The sequence below is a fragment of the Variovorax sp. Soil_C_17 genome (genome assembly GCF_057657265.1).
In genome coordinates, this window is the sequence record NZ_JBDGIT010000040.1 from 1 (window position 1) to 1,075 (window position 1,075).

General features: G+C 68.9%; 1 protein-coding gene. It reads left to right on the forward strand.

The window, feature by feature from the left end:
* Positions 1-95: 95 nt before the first annotated feature.
* Positions 96-1,075 (forward strand): tartrate dehydrogenase (locus tag AC3A6Y_RS34920; RefSeq protein WP_487872779.1); only part of this gene is annotated, 980 nt, incomplete at its 3' end.

The following is a 1,075-nucleotide window of genomic DNA, read 5'->3' on the forward strand; positions in this document are numbered from 1 at the left end:
TACGAGCTGCTGGCGCGTTCCGTGCCCGAGCTGCGCCAGGGCTGGCTCGACGAGATGGACCGCAAAATGGCGCTTGCCGCATGAAAGACACCGACATGATCCCCACCTTCCGCATCGCCCTGATCGCCGGCGACGGCATCGGCAAGGAAGTGATGCCCGAGGGCCTGCGCGTCGTGCAGGCCGCGGCAGAGCGCTTCGGCTTCGAGCTCGACTGCCGCACCATCGACTGGGCGAGCTGCGACTACTACGCCGAGCACGGCCAGATGATGCCGCCCGACTGGAAGGAGCAATTGAAGGGCGTGGACGCGCTGTACTTCGGCGCCGTCGGCTGGCCTGCCACCGTGCCGGACCACGTCTCGCTGTGGGGGTCGCTCTTGAAGTTCCGGCGCGAGTTCGACCAGTACGTCAACCTGCGCCCGGTGCGCCTGTTCGAGGGCGTGCCCTGCCCGCTGGCGGGCCGCCGGCCCGGCGACATCGACTACCTGGTGGTGCGCGAGAACACCGAGGGCGAGTACACCTCGCTGGGCGGCGTGATGTACGAAGGCACCGAGCGCGAGATCGTGATCCAGGAGTCGGTCTTCTCGCGCCACGGCAGCGATCGCGTGCTGAAGTACGCCTACGAGCTGGCCCGGGCGCGCAGGCGCAAGCACCTGACGGTGGCCACCAAGAGCAACGGCATCGCGATCAGCATGCCCTGGTGGGACGGGCGCGCCGATGCGATCGGGCGCCACTACCCCGAGGTGCAGGTGGACAAGCAGCACATCGACATCCTGTCGGCGCGCTTCGTGCTGCAGCCCACGCGCTTCGACGTGGTGGTGGCGAGCAACCTGTTCGGCGACATCCTGTCCGACCTGGGCCCGGCGACCACCGGCACCATCGGCCTGGCGCCCTCGGCCAACCTCAACCCGGAGCGCAAGTTCCCCTCGCTGTTCGAGCCGGTGCACGGCTCGGCGCCCGACATCTACGGCCAGAACATCGCCAACCCGATCGCGATGATCTGGTCGGGGGCGCTGATGCTGGACTTCCTCACGCAGGGCCAGGGCGCGGGGCGCGCGGCGCACGATGCGATCCTCGG